This is a genomic window from Nitrospirales bacterium, from assembly GCA_031315865.1.
Classification (GTDB): Bacteria; Nitrospirota; Nitrospiria; order Nitrospirales; family UBA8639; genus JAGQKC01.
Genome location: JALDRJ010000002.1, coordinates 1,120,123 through 1,136,779, shown reverse-complemented (window position 1 = coordinate 1,136,779; position 16,657 = coordinate 1,120,123). Strand labels below are relative to the sequence as shown.

Below are 16,657 nucleotides of genomic sequence, written 5' to 3'. Positions count from 1 at the left end.
TTCTCACATATCCTGCGAAAAAAATCTTTCCTAGCCGTCCCGTAACATGTGAATAAACAAGCCGTCTCGAAGCTTAGGCTCAAACCATGTACTCTTGGGGGGCATGACCCGATCGGCATCGGCTACCGCCATAAGCTCATCCACGGTGGTGGGGTACAACCAGAATGCCACAGCCCATTGGCCGCTATCGACTCTGGCTGCAAGCTCTTGATGGCCGCGAACCCCTCCGACAAAATCGATCCGCGGGTCAGACCGTTGATCTTTAATCCCGAGCACAGGGTCGAGTACCCGCTCGGTCAATTCAGAGACCGCCAGAGCCCGAACGGGATCTGATTGATCGGGACCGGTTGGGTCAAGTTTTGGTTTTGCTCGGTACCATTGTTTATCGAGGTACATGTCAAACCCGGCTGGTGGTGGGTCCCCGGGTTCGAGTATAGGTTCTACGACAAAGTGTTGTGCGATCGCTTCAAGAAATCGAGCGGGCGTGAGGCCGTGTAAATCCTGGACGACGCGATTGTACGGAAGAATCTGGAGCTGATCGTGTGGAAAGATGACGGATAAGAACCCGTCCTCATGGGCATTGGATGGTGGGTTGTTGCTCTTGCAACGGGCTGCCTGGACGCGGCTGGCGGCGGCAGACCGATGATGGCCGTCCGCGATGTACAGCGCATCGATATTCTGAAAGGCTTCGATGATCCGGTTCATGAATGATTCATCACGTACGCTCCACACGGTGTGTTCGACGTTGTCGTCTGCGACAAAATGAAAATCTGGCGCTGCGCTCGTCGCTTCCGTGAACCAGTGCGCGACGGTTTCGGTATTTTGGAAAAACAGTAAGACGGGGCCGGATTGTGACTCGTGAGTCATGATGAGTTGAACGCGATCATTTTCTTTCACGGGGCGGGTGTATTCATGTTTTTTGATCAATCCTCGGTTGTATTCGTCCACGGATGCCAGGGCCACGAGCCCTGTTTGTTCATGAGCCCCCCACTTTTGCCGGTAGACACCAAATAGCGGATGTGGTTCTTGGAACAGGATGTCCGATTCCACGAGCCGACGGAAGTTTTCGGCTCCCCGTTCATAGACGACGGGTGAATAAGGATCGGTCTCATCTGGTAATTCGATCTCTGCCCGGCTTACACGGAAAAAACTATGAGGATTGCCTTCAGCTATCGCCCGGGCCTCTTTCAATGAGACGACATCATAGGGTGGCGCCGAAACTTGTGCCGCAAATTTGGACTGTGGCCTCACAGAACGAAAGGGCGTAATAGTCGCCATAAGTCAGTTCTCCTCTCAATGCTGGTTCGTTATTTCAAGAACGAAGACAGCCGGATGAACGATTGATGAAGAGTCGACGTTTTCCGGGGAATAGATGTTCGCTCGACTCATTCATGCCCAAATTTTGAATATAGCTGATGCGTGAGCATGGATGCCACTTGGGCCGATTTCATCGTCAATATTATTCATGAGTACAAGCAGAGTTTTTGAAGTCCGGAGCGATGAAACAGAAATCAAGAAATTTAATACTAATGATGAGGAGTCAGTGTGACTGGGACCGAAGACTTCCAGGCGGGGAATCCTCAGAAGCTAACGGATGAGAGATCATTTCAGATAAGAGCACATCGAGGGGTTGGGGAGATTGCATAGCTCTGGCCACGAGCAAGTCACGAGCTTTCTCGTAGATGAGCTCGGCTGATACCTCGTCTCCACATTCTATGTCATAGATGGACGCATGTTCTTGGGCCAGATTTCCGATCGATTTTAATATCGTTGGTAAGGCCAGCGCTCCGTGACCCAACTCGCTTTCCAGTCGATCAGCGACGGATAAAATGACATCATCCCCGGACTGCAACAGAAAAATATCCGCGAGCGAACACGCCAGCGCCACGAATTTAAAAAACAGTTCTTGATCCGGTACGGATGATCTGGGATGTGATTCGTCGCTATACAAGGGGGCCAGCGCGAGTGTTGTAGGGAAATTCCACTGGGAAAAGAGCCAACTACCGATCACGGCGTGACTGACACCGAATTGTTCAGTCTCCCAGACCATAATCTGTTGGTGCGGTGTGCGTGTCACGTCATGTGAAGCATAAAATTCGGGTTCGATCTGATCGATCGCCATCATACCGGTGTCTTGAATGAGGCCGGCTGTGAACAATTCTGCTGTATCGTGTCGATGGCATATCTCCGCGAGGCTGCGGCAAGCTGAACCGGCGATCAAGGCTCGTAGCCAGTACCATTGGAAATTTAGTCCCTGGAGCTGGTTCGTTCGGAAGGATTGCACCAATGAAAAGGAAAGTGAGAAAGAAAGAATGCCGTTCAATCCGACGATCATGATGGCCTTTTCAATAGTGCTGACTTTGCGTTGATGAGCATAATATGCAGAATTAGCCAGGCGTAAGATTTTGACCACAAGCGCCGGGTCTTTCGACAAGGCCTCAACGACTTTTTCGATCGTGATATCAGGATCCTGGATCAACGCAATGATTTGCAGAGCTAACTTCGGGGGACTTGGTAAGGTTTGGCATTGTCGAAGTCGTGCCTGAAGTTCTACGGGGATTGACGGAAGAGTACGATCCATGGTTTTTAAGAAACTATTCAGGAAGACAAAGGGGGCATTGGTGGTTTTTAGGTCACCCTCATAAACCCTATCGGAATATCACAGAGAAGAATTGAGGCTGAGAAAACGGATGTGACTCCTATCAGCGTCAGCCAAGAATCTCTGTAGAACCGTGCAATCGAAGTCCGCGAACGGCTCAAAGTTGCGAATCGTTGGGGGCTTTCCTATAAAGGCCTTGCTGGTGCATGGAGCATTATTGGATTTGAAAAAGGGGTAAGTTATGCAGATCAGCATACGGTGGTTATGGCTCGCGATGATAGGTGGAAGCCTCTTTCTCGCCATGCCGGGTAACTCCCGAATCGATCGGGTACTGGGAGATGTGGTTGGACATCTTTTCTCTGCCTTACTGTTAGCGTCCATTCCTATCGTGGGGTATTACTTTCTGTACAAGCGGATAGGCGAGAAGGAAGTCACTCTCATTGTTGGGGCGGCTTGGGCGTATTTGGTCATTTCGAAATTTTTGGGTCTTTGAAATCCCATTCCAGGTGTTTGGCATAGTAGACTATCTATGGTATCTTTATTTTTACACGACCACTAATTGTAGTGGTTGGTGAAGTCCTATGGTTCTGCCCATCTTGAATATATTCTTTTTGATCGTCAATTTGACGAATCTGATCTCTTCTCGTTCTATTCCCCTTTTTGATTGAATGTGAGGCACAATATGAGCGTCGTTAAATTTTCGACACAGGGCGGTTTCTTTCTTTGTCTGTTCATGTGGTTAGCCGGTTGCGCCAACACGCTCGATCACGTGAACCTGGAGCCGAAGACAGTGGGGTACCAAGCACCTATTCCAGCCGCTGGCACGCGTGTCGTGGTTTGGGGGAATCATTCGATGGCAGTAGATAACGCTTCGATGTGGCTGCATCAGCAAGGGCTCGTTGTGTTGGATCGTACCAGGCTACAATTAGGGCTGAATGACAAAGGCGTGAGGTTGACGGGCAGTTCAAAGGATTGGGGGACTGTCCTAGAGGGAGCCAAACGTGTGGGCGCCGATCTTGTCGCTTTCGTGGAAGTGTCCAATGTCAAGCAAGGCCAGAAATTTACGCTTTCTCAGGTTCGTTCTGCGCCTTCGTTTTCATTGACCGTAGAACTACGCGGGGTGAACCCTCAAACTGGTGAAGTTCTGACCAAATCAAAGGCCTGGCAGACTGGACCGGCCGACGATCCTGATCTTGTGATAGATGACCTAACTTCTCGTGCATTGGTTGGGGCCTGGAAGTCCGAGTCTTCGGAATACAAAGTCTTGGCGCTGGAAGACCACTTGGAGTCCCCAGATCATACGTCTAAACAGAATGTTGACCTTGAGGGTCTTCAAGAGAGCTCAACGTATGAGTCGAATGTGGCTAAGGGGAACAGCGAGCCTGGTGCGAGGCTCGACAAGGGTTCTTCGGATCGCCGTGCAGGAAATTCATCTCTCCAAGTCCCGCGATCGAAAGCGGTGATCAGTACGAATCGGGCGAGTCAACACGATAGCTTGACGAATACATCTATTGAGCAATCACCTGTGCCCACTTCGCGTCAACATGTGAGGGTGCAGGTGGGAGATCGTTCGAATCACAGTCCGCACCAGAAAGAGCCGGAACCGGCTTTTCTCGATCAGGCCACGCTCTACGAGGAAGTCGATTCGACCTATACAGATGGTATGGAGCCAATTTCAGAGGATGAGCCAACGAACGAATCTGGTCTTGACAGTGTGGGGTCGCAATTGGCGAGTGGGGCTTTAACAATCCTCTATACCCCGGCTAAGCTGGTGTATGCGGGCCTTGGAGGAATCTTTGGGGGCTTGGCTTACGTCCTCACCGCCGGCCATGAACAGACGGCCCAGTCGATTTGGTCTGCGAGTTTACAGGGAGATTATTTTTTCACCCCTGCGCATCTGCGTGGAGATACCCCTCTTCGGTTCATGGGAAGCTCCAGAACGAAGACGATGGCAGAGATTTCGGAGGACCAGGACGCCTACTTAGTTCAATCTTCAAAATCGAAAAAATGAGGCTGAAGGGTTTTAAGAAGCCACGTCGGCGATGATTCCAGACGCAACGAGTGAGGAGACAAGAAGGTCAGCCGGAAGTCTTGTGGAGTTTCATCGTCGTTCTTCTGTTAAAAAACGACTGGTAGGTTTTAGCGCCTGCGCCTTCAGAATCCATCAATACTCCTATCCACCGAGTCGTCTCGCTCCCTTCAAGCGCGATTTTGACGATCATCGTCATCGGGACGGATAGCAGCATCCCAACGGGTCCCCACACCCAACCCCAAAACACCAGGGAGAGAAAGACTACCAAGGTAGAGAGGCCTAACTTTCGCCCCATGAGTCGTGGCTCCAGAACGCTGCCGAAGACGATATTAATGACCACATACCCCAGCGCAACAAGCAATGCCTTTCCGATTCCGAATTGAATATAGCTTAACAAGACGGCTGGAACAGCCGAAATAATCGAGCCAAGATTGGGGATGTAATTCAGAAGAAAAGCCAGAAGTCCCCATACGAGGGGATAATCGACTCCTAATATGGTGACCCACACCGTGACGGCGACTCCGGTGCCAAAACTCATGATGGTTTTGATACCAAGATAGCTGTTGATCGCCGTGGTCAGCTTGCTGAATTGTAAGAATGCGCCTGTTGGATCACCGAAAGCTGCTTGGACTTTATACCGGAAACTTGAGGCTTCGAGTAAAATAAAGATGACCGTCAACAAGATCAGGAATGTATTCGTCAACATCGCGCCTAACCCGGAAAGCATTCCGGCGGCCAACCGCATGGATGCTCCAGGATCCACGTACCGAAAGACGGTTTCTTCTGACAGTTGAACGCCTAGCGATTGGAGCCACAGGATGAGTGGAGCTACTTCTTCCATGAGGCGTGTTTGGTATCGCGGAAGGGCTTTCGAAAAATCCTGGAGAGAGGAGCCGAGCAGGGCTCCAAATGCCAAACTTAATCCAAGCGCGGCTAAGACGACTAAAAAGACAGCCACGGGGCCGGGAACCCGTTTTTGTTGCAGCCAGAATACTGGAGACGCGCTGATGATGGCGAGAAAGGCTGAGACCAACAACGGGACCAGGATGGCCTCGGCAGCCCGCATGCCGGCTACCACGATCACGAACCCAGCGGCGGTGACCAAGAAATTCCAGGCATGAGGTTGAGGCGTATGATCATTCATATCGTTTTGATCAGGCTCTTCTTGTGCGAGCTTTCAAGCGTTCCAGGTGGGCACATGAACATCGTTTCTCTGGTTCGGCAAGCATGAGGTTTTTCCTGTGACCAAGATGACCTTCCAATGCAGTCCTGTTTGGATCGTGGCTTTGGTCTGTGTCTTCTTCACGGCATGCAGTCTCGATCCCCCTCGTTCTGTCGGGAGGATGCCTCCTACCCCCGAACCACACCCAGAACGGTCCTGGTTAATCGCGCCTCCACTCAAGGGCGAGGAATATGGGGATTGGTATTTTCTTCGCGCTCGCGTTAGCTCTCATCATATCCTCTTTTACCAGCTATGTCTTCGTGATCGTCGAACGGGGGAGGAGGGTTGGGCGTTCTATGAAAGCACGTTTGATGAGGATTATAGGGAATATCCCACCGTCGTGCTTAACCGAAAAATTGACCAAAAAGCCGTCATGAAAGAACTTCTTGGGATCATGCTAACGAGGGAAGATCTTGAGAAGGCTGCGCACACAGAATTGATCTTGACCGTCAAGGGAAAGTTTGATTCCATGAAAGTTCGTATCCAATCCGCTTATGCGGAAGGCTTTCTTTCCGTCGTGGATGAATACCTTGAAGCCAATCATCTTCGTAACGTTCCGGACAATCAGAAGTGACTAGCGCTGAATTTCCCTGGCTCTCTGTTGCAGGTAGCCATTCCTCACTGCCCCATACAAATCGAGCGTCCCTTCCTCGACACCCTGGAATTTTTCAAGGTTTAAGGAACGCAGATTGATCGTATCCTCAACTTTCAACCCAAATTGGATGAGAGTCACGGTCGTTTCGTTATCAACAACGCGAGGGGCGTCAGAGATCTCAATGATGGGAAGTACGAGCCAGTTGATAGGGTCAAGAAATGTATCACCAGCGAATCCGATGGCGTCTCGCACGGTGAACGATCCCAAAAACGGCAAAACCAAGTAGGGCCCGGGAGGCGTTCCATAGACGCCCAACGTCTGTCCCGTATCTTCGAGCGGCGTTTCCCAGTCGAACAGAGCGCGTGCCGGGTCGAACAGGCCGCCGATCCCCACGGTGGAATTGACGAGAAATCGTCCCAACTCTATTCCGGCTCCTTTAAATTTGGCTTGAAAAATATTATTGAAAAATCGAGGGGCAAAGCGAAGATTTTGAAAAAAATTGGCGATGCTGCGTTGGACTTCCGTGGGCATAATATAGTTATACCCCTGAGCCACTGGTTTTAAGATATATTTATCAAAGTTGTAATTGAATTTGAATGCCAAGACATTGTAGGGCTCCCACGGGTCATACTCCTCGATTTTTTCAGAGTCTGGTTCTTCAAACGGGTCATACCCAAACTCGTCAAAGACTTCTTCAGTATCCTCCGTCAAGGGTTCGATCGCCGGTGGATTGGGATCTTGGGAAATTCCTGATACCGCCTGGGCATCGACCTTACGATTGGTTGATTCTCCCGCACACCCACTCGTCCCGAGGGCTGACAATCCGATCAACAGCAAGAACAGGAAATAGCGAAGTCTTAGGGATCGATGAGATTGTGAGAAGTTTTGCGTCATAGAGGCTTTTTCCTTTTAAGCGAAACGCTAGCGTAACACTGTGTGATAGTCTTGTTCTCAGCCAATGTGTAACTGGGTTGAGGGGGACTGTATCAAAAATCATGAATGAATCCAATGATTTTTCAAGAAACATCCTCCTTGTCACTCTTGTTGTCCGTACTTGTGGGTCTCTCCTGACCATTCGCGCGACGTCATCGCCTCCTTCAGCTTTAAACCCGTAACCTTTTTTTCCTTCATTCTAAAAAACCGTATTTGACCGAGTCGTCGGGATATTTTGCGTATTTCGCCCGTCCACGATTTCCGTTGCATGATGTTGTTTGGAATTCATCCTTGTTTTTTTCAGGCAACTTGTTCGGCTGTATCCGGTAGTTAAATTTTTTGACAGATGTCCTGTTCGCTCTCGCCAGCATGAAGCAGAAACGAAAAATAGTGAGGCAAGAAGACTAAGAAGGTAGTGGAATGTAGAGAGAAGAACGTCGTGGCACTTCATTTGCTGATTTGTCAACCCAGGTTCAGGCATGGGTCAAATGGTGACCATTCAATCACCCGCAACAAAGAATGAAGGGGAAACACTGATGCTGAAAAATCAACACATACGAGAATATTCAGAAGGGAATGACCAGAATGGTTCCGGTCCTGATCTTACGCCTGGTGACTTGCATCATTGGGATGGACATATCCCGTTATATTTAAAAGAAATCGGCAAAGTTGCGTTGCTTTCACGGGAAGAGGAAGTGGTGCTGGGTAAAGCGATCCAAGAGAATCGACAGGCGGTTTCGTCGATCATTTTCTCTCTACCCATGGCCCTCTCCTATTTTCGTCTCCTCCTCGATCAAATTCGTGAAGGTGCCCGTACTCCGGGAGACCTTGTTCAGCCTGTGGAAACCAACGAAGGGGAGAAGGGTGAAGAAGAGCCGGGCCTTCATAGAGACACGGTTCAATATCATGCCGAGGTGGTGCAGTGTCTGGAGGATATAGAACTCCTTCATGAATCCTACCTCGTATTACAGATTGGGATGCGGGAACGAACGAAGGTGAGGGGCTCTCAATTCGAAAAAAACAGCCGACGCGAATTGGAAGCGTTGCATGAACAGATGATCGGAAAAATTCTATCCATCGCATGGTCCCCTAAAATTCAACGCGGCATTGAAGAACGGATTAGAGCGGTAGAAGCCGAATTATCTGAATGTTCTCGAATACTCCGTGGGATGACAGAGGATTGTGAGATTGGAGATGGAAATCAAGATGAAAGCCTGGAGCTCCGACAGAATACCCCAAAATCGGTCGAGGAGGCGATCACGAGAATTCAATGCCTCGAAAATGAAGTGATCTGCATGTCTCATGAGCGTTTCTTGACGGCCATGCGAAACCTCGATATCAAAAAGGCCGAGTTCGAAAAAGCTAAATCGGCGTTGTACGATGCGAATCTCCGTTTGGTGGTGAGTGTCGCCAAGCGATACGTGAATCGTGGCTTGGATTTATTAGATCTCGTTCAAGAGGGGAACATCGGGTTGATGAGAGGGGTCGAACGTTTTGATCATGAACGTGGGTATAAGTTCAGTACCTACGCGACCTGGTGGATTCGACAAGCGATCACCCGAGCGCTCGCGGACCAATCGCGTACCGTCCGAATCCCTGTTCATGTCTGCGACGCCTTAAATAAAGTCCGCCGCATTAGTGAAAACCTTACGAACCGACTTGGACGACAGCCGACCACTGAAGAAATTGGCGCATATGTAGACCTTTCTCCGGATAAAGTCGCCTCGTTGTTAGAGGCCGGCAAAGGAACCTTCTCACTCGAAACACCAGTGGGAGAAGACGAGGGCGGCCAGCTCGATGATATTTTAGAAGACCGTGCCGTGGTGTCGCCGCTCCTGTCGGTCGAACGATGTGACCTGCAACGGCAGGTCTCTACCGTGTTAGACACCTTAACGCCGCGAGAAGCCTACATCATCCGTAAACGTTTTGGTATCGGGGAACAGGAAGATTCCACCTTAGAAGAAATCGGACAAAAGTTTTCCGTGACGCGAGAGCGTATCAGACAGATTGAAGAACGCGCGCTCAATAAATTACGAGAACCCGTTCGCAACCATGTCCTGAGGAAATTGATGGAAGGCGCGGTGTCTTAAGGTTCTGCCAACTGTCTTGACGTTGACCGCAGTGGAGCGAGGCGGTTCCAGTTGTCTGGAACGGCCCGCCACCTCTGGTCACTACCATGTATCGAGATGAAGCTGGTCGTCTGTCTGAGCTGCTGTCCGTTGGGAGGAGAAGGTTGGAAGCCCTTGTATGTCCTTTGTGATTGCCGTTTCGAGCCTCGTTCCTTGCAATGTCGCTCCGCTCAAATTGGCTCGACTTAAATTCGCTGTTCCAAAGTCCGTATTCCTCAATTCAGACCAGGAAAGATCCGCAGCGCTGAGATCCGCTCCGCTCACATCGGCATGTCCCAAATTGGCCCCACGCAAATTGGCTTGCTGAAGATTACTTCCTCGCAGATCAGTATCCTGTAGGTCTGCCCAGATCAAATCAGCTTGTTGGAGATCCGCCCAGCCCAACGAGGCACGGCGAAAATGTGCGCCGCGCAAGTTCGCCCCCTTGAAATTCGCTCCCCGAAGATTGGCTCCTTCGAAATTCGCCCCCCGAAGATTGGCCCCTTGAAAATTTTTCCCTTGCAAGTCAGCATGATTAAAATCGGCGCCAGGTAGGTGAGCGCGAATGAAGGATACTTGTGGTTTGGGTGCGGGGCGATCCCGTTCGTCAAGGCTCACTGCTTCATCAGGCGAATCTTGCGAGGGTTGTTCGTCGGAAAGTATCTGTCGTTCTTTCCATTGGTCATGGGCTTCGAGGAGCTGCTCTCGATCCCGTTGAGAAGAAGTCAAAAGATAAGTCTCTGGTGATGAGCGAGAGACGTTTGCGCTCCGGTCAGAAGGTCTGTTCATCCGGTTCTGGAAGATGAATGCTTATTAGTATGATGAAGCTGAGCCAAGAGGAGTTCACAACACAAGATCATTAGATGATCGGACAGGGGAAGGACTGTCTTATGGTAAATGAGGAGGGTCCTTCAGTCTAGTCAAATTTCAGATTGGCACTAAAAAAATACTGAAAGCGTTAGAAGCGTGATTTGAGTTGAACTTGGATTGGGTCAGGCGTGCGATTGGCATGGATGAAAATCGCCATTCGACGCGGGCTCAGGTGTTCCAAAATATCCGGTGGAAGGTCTTTGGGACGAACAGACTTGCTGATGGAGAGGTGCTCTTCCTTGGAGAGGTCAACGAGAACTGCCTCGTGCTTGGATGTTTCCGCCAAATATAACAGAATGAGGGGTTTTGTCGGGGCGCTCATGTTGATACTGGTGACGATCCCGAAAGAGCCATCGTTTAATTCGACAATGGTTCCAGGAGGAAAAAGACTTAAACTTTGAATCATCGCCAATATGATATCAATTGAAAATTTACACGTGTCCTTGTCCTGGTTCGCTTTAAAAAGCCGGGAAAGGGCTTCATGCGGCGTTAAACTCGCTTGCGGGTTCGCGGCGTTGCAGAGTTCATCATATTCGTCGACGACCATGATGATTTTCGCCAGGTAAGAAATTTGCTCGTTTCGTAACCCGAGCGGATAACCGGATCCATCGAGTCGTTCATGGTGCTGGTAGACCGCTTCAAGACTTTCTTCAGGAAAGTCCGGGAACGTTTTAAGGAGTTCTTTCCCCTGGGCAGGATGCAATGGAAAGGTTTGAGGGTCGGCTTCCGTGAGGATTCCAGAGCCTTCAAACTTCACTTTGACTGGAAGGAAGCGCTGACCGATATCATGGAACAGAGCGGCCAGCGATAAGGCGTTGAGCTGGTCTTTGGACAGGCCGAGCGTCCGTCCAACGATCATGGACAGGATACAGACGTTGAGCGCGTGGTAGGAAATACCCTTTGACATGCCATGGGAGCTGACGACATCCATGAGGGTCATCGAAGAGTTTGGATCTTCGAGGACGGCTCCCAGGTTCGAGACGACTTGCCCCGCTTGTTGCAGGCCTTTGGGGTTGCCACCGCTGACGCCTTTGAAGATATCCTTACTTTCCCCTAGAATTCTCCAATAGGCATTTTCGACTTTACGAAACTGTTGTCGATGTTCATGGAAGAGACGCCGTCGGGTTTCTTTCTGCTCAGTCTGAATCTCATCCGTCGCTTCCGGTTTGCCAAGAGATTCGCTCTCTTCGTGAGCTAGTGCCTGGCCTTCCATGGGTTCTTCCGGTTGGAGAAGGGTGAATGGCGTGTCAGGAATGGCGTCGTCTACCGGAGGGTCGGAGAGCTCAGGGTCGTAGAGTACGTTGAGTTTCTTAATTTTTCGGATGGTCGAAATTTCTTTCGGTGAAAGAATCTTGAACTGGTTTTTCGTAAAGGGATGCTTCCACCAGGAACATTCCAATTTGATGTAGAGACCAACACGAAGGTCATCGAGGTTTGCGAGAGGAATCAGTGCCATAACATAATGCCGTGCAGGAGGATGTGAACCGCTTTCAAGCCGAAAGAGATCGATGCTCAAAACGAGCTGTCTGAACCAGAACTTGATAAGATGGGGTTCTTCTTTCTCAGTTCATGTATCGGAAACCAAAACCGATTCTATAAATAATGTCGGAGTCCGATGGTGGGGTTTTTGGAACAACGAACAATAACTCGAAGAATTTTGCACTCGAGCTCTGACTCAACCTTTGAAGCGTTGAAGAATCGAAATGGATAGCAGTGCATGGTGGATATGGATTGGTCTGGTAGTAATCGGAATGCTGGTATTCGTGTGGCTGCGTTCCATTCAGCCCTTTCGGAACTCGGAACCTCTTGGCTTCAGGAAACGCATTCTCCAATGGCTTCAGGCGGTGAATGAAGAGGAACTCACACACTTGCAAAGCCAGTTAGAATCACAGCGTTCAGAATTGGCGACTCGAATAGATCGTCTGGAATTATCATTGACACGTCAGGGACGGTTTGAGCAATGGGCTTCAGAGGTGAATTCCCGACTCGCTCACATCGAGTTGTCCCGGGTTTCCGGCCGAGCGAAGGGTCATTCGTTACCTTCCCACGCAAAATCGTTTCTGTGTTTAGGGGTCAGGGTGACGCTCACAGATCGAATATGGGACGAATTGGGAATGGGAAGGTCCGCCAAACTGTCTGATTCAGAAATTGGACAATTTATCCAAGGGCCATTTTGCCGAAACTGCCTTCGTTCATTAGCGATTCAGGTCTCGGTCGGCGCAGAAAAATCGATTCGTGCTCAATGTCGCTATTGTTCGCTGGCCTGGCGAGAGGAGTCTTCTTCTCCTCTGCTTCTTCGCGAGTTCAAGCGTGAAGCTTTTGAGTATCTGGATGCGGCCTATCGGAGTAAGCGCATCCCAGAGGAGTAATACAGGCGCCCCATGAGAAATGGTTCATACTTATGAGCGTCCTGATCATTAAAAATGCAGTGAGGGAAGACAATACGAGCCGTTGCCGTGTTTGAAATGGGAACTTGTGTGTCCACAGGCCGGATGGTATATACTCACGAAAATGAGCCCTTGTCCCTCCTGCGACCAACAAAACCCGGACGAAGCGAACTTCTGCTTACGGTGTGGTTCAGCGCTTGCTGAACCTGATGTCCAGGAGAAGCCGGAGCAACCCTCAGAAGAAGAGGTTACGGCCGAGCCCGAATCTTCGCCTGGTGGGGTCAGTGAAGCCGACTTATGGCAATCTGCCATTGGTCCGAGTAAATCCATTCAATTTACCGTCAAAGACGGCTGGTCCTGGCGGCCGGCTTATCTGTATTACCAAGAAAAGTTTCGCCAGTTTCAGACTCCAGAGGGTCCACGTTTTGCGTTGAGTTGGCACTGGCCTGCCGCGCTCTTGGATTCATTCCTGTGGTTTCTTTACCGCAAAATGTATATGTTCGCGTTCGTCTATGCGGTAGGCCCGGTCATCTCAGCACTCGCGTTTGGCGACTGGTCGGTGGGCATTGTCTGGCAGATTGGCGCCGGAGTGAGCGCCAATTACTTATATTATTGGCATATCAAAGATCATGTTGAGCGGGTAAGGAAAAATCCGGGATTAGATTCACAACAGCAAGCGCGTACGTTAAAAGAAGAAGGTGGGATTCAACCCTACGTTCTTTGGTTGGGGGCGGCTTTGCATTTGTTTAAAGTAGGGCTCATTCTGGCGTTAATGAATCAGGGGATACCGGACATCGAGCAACCACTTCCCACTGAGCCTCCGGCGGACAGGAAGTTCCTTTAACAATGAATGGTCTGACTTTACTGTTTAACGCATCCACGTGAGTTGTCCTCCGAGTTACGCGCTCGGCTGAGCGTTATCTTGTTCCGTTTGCCACTGAAACCATACCTGAAACCACTCATAATCACTCTGGTACGCCGTGTGCGTCGCTTCTAATCGACTGCCTTTTTCTTTGAGCATGGTGTAGGTGCGTGGCCAGTTTTTCGTCCACCAGGATTTGAGTTCTCCCGGCTGATAAGGCTGGTCAGTGCCTTGTACGATTTCTGCGGCCGCCACGACATCGGCAATCAGTCGCCAACACCGGTCTTTCCCGAGACCAATCGAGCGAAAATGTTCGCGAAGTAGAAAGATGACCCATAACTCCGCGCTATGGCGCTTATTATGCTTAAACGGTTGAGTTTGCCGGAGGGGAATGGGATCAAAATGTTTGACGATGGACGTGTAATCGGGGCCTCCATAACTTCCAGTAATCTCGGCTATGCCTTCCAGCATACGCGCCAATTCAACTTCCACGACAGGTGATGGGGGTGCAGGTTCTTGTGCCAGTGGGTTCGGTGTGGTAAGCAAATCAATCACGGGCCTCAGTTCTCGCAGGCGGACGACAGCGGCTTTTAAAATTTGTTCCGATTCCAACCAATAGTCCGGGTCACTTTTGGCGGTGCGCTCTCGGCCGGGAGGCGGAAGGACGGGGGGAATCCAATGCCGAAGAAGGACAAATAACACATAGTCCGGGTCACCACCTTCTTGGGTCACTTTTTCAAGAGCGCGACCTTCGCCTAGCCCGTTTGCGAAGAATAATTGAGCTCTATCCTCTACCTGATGTCGTTGCGCGAGGGTGGTCCACCAGAGAGCGAGTTGTTGCCAGGAAACCTGAGAGTCCATGTGTGAATGGTAGAGGAAGACAGCGTGAGATAGAAATGACCGGCATAGTACGTGTTGGATTAATGTAATGCAAGCCATTCTCATCTTGCGTATATTGACCAAGGAATTGGCTTGCAGGAATATGAGTGACGATGCAGGCGCGCTAGGGGGCAGAGATTAACGGGTCGACGATATTCAACATTTCCATAGGAGGAGCAGGAAGGAGACGGTATGGCACAACTCGTACTCATTCGACATGGAGAGTCGCAGTGGAATTTAGAAAACCGCTTTACTGGCTGGGTCGATGTTGAATTGTCCCCGAAGGGGGTTCAAGAGGCTAAAGATGCGGGAGAGAAGCTTCGTCCCTTCCGTTTTGATCAAGCCTTCACGTCAGGGTTACGGCGTGCGCAAGAAACCTTGCGGCTTATTCTGGAGGTCATCGGCCATACCGAATTGCCGGTCGAACGTGACCCCGCTCTGAATGAGCGGATGTACGGAGATCTGCAAGGTTTGAACAAAGCCGAAACAGTGAAGAAGTTCGGTGAAGAACAAGTAAAAATCTGGCGGAGAAGTTTCGACGTCCAGCCGCCTGGTGGAGAGAGTCTCAAAGATACGGCTGACCGTGTTCTGCCTTACTATACCCGTCGCATTCATCCTGAAATTCTGGCCGGTAAAACGATTCTGGTGGCCGCGCATGGAAATAGCCTGCGAGCTCTTGTAATGCATCTGGAGCAATTGTCAAAGGAAGAAATTCTGGAGGTGAATATCCCGACCGGAGCCCCGTTACTCTATGAGATCGACGAACAGGGCAGCGTCGCGGATCACCGGTATTTGTAGCGTCTCTTCTGGAGAACCTCTGGGGAGAAATCTGCATGAACCGCTGGAAACCGAGAACACCGGGGGTTACGAGGTGGAAGTACGAGGGGCATGAACCGTAGTATTCTGGAGATGTTCCTCGTTGGCCGGCGGATTGCTGTAACGTGTTCTGATGCGTTCTTTCCAGTGCTGGAAGAGAGGATGTAGATGTAAATGGTCTCCGTTTTTCCGGGACGCTCTCAATCACTAGTGACCTTGGTTTGACAGTGAAAATTCCCTTTGATACGCTCCTTCTCTTCCTGCCCCGCCTTCATTTATTGACACTTGACATGAATCATTTGCAATTCTGTGGAAATTCAAGACTACCTTAAGCGGCAACAAGAAAAGATTGATCAGCGCCTCGAGCAGGCTCTCCCGCCAGGCCACCCTCTCGCAAAGGTCTTGTACGAGTCGATGCACTACAGTTTGCTTGGAGGCGGAAAACGTATTCGTCCTATCCTTACGCTTGCAGCCGCCGAAGCGGTGGGGTGCCAAAGCGCGCTGGTCATGCCCTATGCGGCCGCCCTGGAGCTCATTCACACCTATTCCTTGGTGCACGATGATCTTCCAGCTATGGACAACGATGATTACCGGCGTGGCCGCCTGACCAATCACAAGGTTTATGGCGATGGCCTAGCCATTTTGGCCGGTGATGCGTTACTGACGATGGCGTTTGAATTGTGCAGTCAACCTTCCGCAGAAACCGGCATTCCTGCGGACCGGCAGGTGCGCGTGATTCATGAACTCGCGGTAGGAGCCGGACACGACGGTATGGTCGGAGGGCAGGTCATGGATATTCAAGCGGAGAATCAAGACATTGATCTCATGACTCTGCAAACCATTCATCGTTATAAGACCGGGAAACTCATTCGTGCCGCTGTAAGGATTGGTGGAATATTGGGGGGCGCGACTCATACCCAACTCGAAAATTTGTCGGCCTATGCCGAGGACATCGGTTTGGCGTTTCAGATTGCCGATGATGTCCTCAATATGACCGGTACGCGCGAGGAGTTGGGGAAGGATGCGGGGACCGATGCGAAACGGGGGAAGAAAACCTATCCCTCATTTTTTGGAGTCGATGGAGCGCGAGACCTTGCGACTGACTGTATCAACAGGGCTGTCAAACGATTAGATGCGTTTGGCGCGCCGGCCGATCCGCTTCGTGCGATTGCCCACTATGTGATTCAACGCCGCAACTGAATTGCCGCTGCTTTTTTAGAGTACTCAACACATACTTGACCGAACATATCTCGATTCGAAAGACTGTTCTTTGAAGGTCGCGCATTCTTTCGCCGGATTCATGGCATGAAAATCACAAGGCCGTATCTACCTTTGAAGATAACCAATGTGTTTC

15 protein-coding genes are annotated in these 16,657 nt (G+C 50.4%); 8 read left to right on the top strand and 7 right to left on the bottom strand.

Annotated elements, in window-relative coordinates; genetic code table 11:
- Window positions 1-30: 30 nt before the first annotated feature.
- Window positions 31-1,278, bottom strand: a complete 1,248-nt coding sequence (locus MRJ96_05260; protein ID MDR4500844.1) for a DUF1015 family protein — start codon at window positions 1,276-1,278, stop codon at window positions 31-33.
- 262 nt (window positions 1,279-1,540) lie between these two features.
- Window positions 1,541-2,581: an HDOD domain-containing protein gene (locus tag MRJ96_05255; GenBank protein MDR4500843.1), complete on the bottom strand. Its 1,041-nt coding sequence runs from the start codon at window positions 2,579-2,581 to the stop codon at window positions 1,541-1,543.
- A gap of 259 nt (window positions 2,582-2,840) precedes the next feature.
- Here MRJ96_05255 and MRJ96_05250 point away from each other — a divergent pair, with 259 nt between their 5' ends.
- Both MRJ96_05250 and MRJ96_05245 read left to right on the top strand, forming a co-directional pair.
- The gene (locus MRJ96_05250) at window positions 2,841-3,092 is read left to right on the top strand and encodes a hypothetical protein (GenBank protein ID MDR4500842.1); all 252 of its coding nucleotides are present in this window, start codon (window positions 2,841-2,843) and stop codon (window positions 3,090-3,092) included.
- A gap of 189 nt (window positions 3,093-3,281) precedes the next feature.
- Window positions 3,282-4,610: a hypothetical protein gene (locus tag MRJ96_05245; protein MDR4500841.1), complete on the top strand. Its 1,329-nt coding sequence runs from the start codon at window positions 3,282-3,284 to the stop codon at window positions 4,608-4,610.
- Window positions 4,611-4,677: 67 nt separating this feature from the next.
- Here the strand turns inward: MRJ96_05245 and MRJ96_05240 are convergent, their stop codons facing one another.
- Entirely contained in the window at window positions 4,678-5,775 is a 1,098-nt protein-coding gene (locus MRJ96_05240) for an AI-2E family transporter (GenBank protein MDR4500840.1), read from the bottom strand.
- Window positions 5,776-5,872: 97 nt separating this feature from the next.
- Here MRJ96_05240 and MRJ96_05235 point away from each other — a divergent pair, with 97 nt between their 5' ends.
- A complete protein-coding gene (locus MRJ96_05235) occupies window positions 5,873-6,427 on the top strand; it encodes a hypothetical protein (protein ID MDR4500839.1) in 555 nt (184 codons plus the stop codon).
- Here the strand turns inward: MRJ96_05235 and MRJ96_05230 are convergent, their stop codons facing one another.
- A complete protein-coding gene (locus MRJ96_05230; GenBank protein MDR4500838.1) occupies window positions 6,428-7,342 on the bottom strand; it encodes a VacJ family lipoprotein in 915 nt (304 codons plus the stop codon).
- A 518-nt stretch (window positions 7,343-7,860) separates the two neighbouring features.
- On the opposite strand from MRJ96_05230, the gene MRJ96_05225 reads away from it, so the two are divergent.
- Window positions 7,861-9,471 carry a sigma-70 family RNA polymerase sigma factor gene (locus MRJ96_05225; protein ID MDR4500837.1) on the top strand — a complete coding sequence of 537 codons (1,611 nt, stop codon included), beginning with the start codon at window positions 7,861-7,863 and terminating at the stop codon, window positions 9,469-9,471.
- An 81-nt stretch (window positions 9,472-9,552) separates the two neighbouring features.
- On the opposite strand, the gene MRJ96_05220 is transcribed toward MRJ96_05225, so the two are convergent.
- Both MRJ96_05220 and MRJ96_05215 read right to left on the bottom strand, forming a co-directional pair.
- Entirely contained in the window at window positions 9,553-10,218 is a 666-nt protein-coding gene (locus MRJ96_05220) for a pentapeptide repeat-containing protein (protein ID MDR4500836.1), read from the bottom strand.
- A 229-nt stretch (window positions 10,219-10,447) separates the two neighbouring features.
- A complete protein-coding gene (locus tag MRJ96_05215; protein ID MDR4500835.1) occupies window positions 10,448-11,815 on the bottom strand; it encodes a DUF3391 domain-containing protein in 1,368 nt (455 codons plus the stop codon).
- Between the two features lie 247 nt (window positions 11,816-12,062).
- On the opposite strand from MRJ96_05215, the gene MRJ96_05210 reads away from it, so the two are divergent.
- Entirely contained in the window at window positions 12,063-12,728 is a 666-nt protein-coding gene (locus MRJ96_05210) for a hypothetical protein (GenBank protein MDR4500834.1), read from the top strand.
- Window positions 12,729-12,819: 91 nt separating this feature from the next.
- Window positions 12,820-13,590: a DUF2628 domain-containing protein gene (locus MRJ96_05205; protein ID MDR4500833.1), complete on the top strand. Its 771-nt coding sequence runs from the start codon at window positions 12,820-12,822 to the stop codon at window positions 13,588-13,590.
- Between the two features lie 54 nt (window positions 13,591-13,644).
- Here the strand turns inward: MRJ96_05205 and MRJ96_05200 are convergent, their stop codons facing one another.
- Window positions 13,645-14,469, bottom strand: a complete 825-nt coding sequence (locus tag MRJ96_05200) for a hypothetical protein (protein ID MDR4500832.1) — start codon at window positions 14,467-14,469, stop codon at window positions 13,645-13,647.
- 210 nt (window positions 14,470-14,679) lie between these two features.
- On the opposite strand from MRJ96_05200, the gene MRJ96_05195 reads away from it, so the two are divergent.
- Both MRJ96_05195 and MRJ96_05190 read left to right on the top strand, forming a co-directional pair.
- Window positions 14,680-15,285: a 2,3-bisphosphoglycerate-dependent phosphoglycerate mutase gene (locus MRJ96_05195; protein MDR4500831.1), complete on the top strand. Its 606-nt coding sequence runs from the start codon at window positions 14,680-14,682 to the stop codon at window positions 15,283-15,285.
- A 327-nt stretch (window positions 15,286-15,612) separates the two neighbouring features.
- Window positions 15,613-16,503 carry a polyprenyl synthetase family protein gene (locus MRJ96_05190; GenBank protein ID MDR4500830.1) on the top strand — a complete coding sequence of 297 codons (891 nt, stop codon included), beginning with the start codon at window positions 15,613-15,615 and terminating at the stop codon, window positions 16,501-16,503.
- The last annotated feature ends 154 nt before the right edge of the window (window positions 16,504-16,657 follow it).